1 rRNA gene is annotated in these 425 nt (G+C 51.5%); it reads left to right on the top strand.

Annotated features, from left to right (window positions below):
• A 16S ribosomal RNA gene (locus tag J3L11_RS19015) occupies positions 1–425 on the top strand; the annotation flags it as partial.

The following is a 425-nucleotide window of genomic DNA, read 5'->3' as shown; positions in this document are numbered from 1 at the left end:
GGAATCTTCGGCAATGGACGGAAGTCTGACCGAGCAACGCCGCGTGAGTGAAGAAGGTTTTCGGATCGTAAAGCTCTGTTGTAAGAGAAGAACGAGTGTGAGAGTGGAAAGTTCACACTGTGACGGTATCTTACCAGAAAGGGACGGCTAACTACGTGCCAGCAGCCGCGGTAATACGTAGGTCCCGAGCGTTGTCCGGATTTATTGGGCGTAAAGCGAGCGCAGGCGGTTAGATAAGTCTGAAGTTAAAGGCTGTGGCTTAACCATAGTACGCTTTGGAAACTGTTTAACTTGAGTGCAAGAGGGGAGAGTGGAATTCCATGTGTAGCGGTGAAATGCGTAGATATATGGAGGAACACCAGTGGCGAAGGCGACTCTCTGGTCTGTAACTGACGCTGAGGCTCGAAAGCCAGGGGAGCGAACGG

Source organism: Shewanella sp. 4t3-1-2LB (genome assembly GCF_017368415.1).
Taxonomy (GTDB): domain Bacteria; phylum Pseudomonadota; class Gammaproteobacteria; order Enterobacterales; family Shewanellaceae; genus Shewanella; species Shewanella fodinae.
Note: the sequence above shows the minus strand (reverse complement) of the source record. Positions and strands in the feature narration are given on the sequence as shown.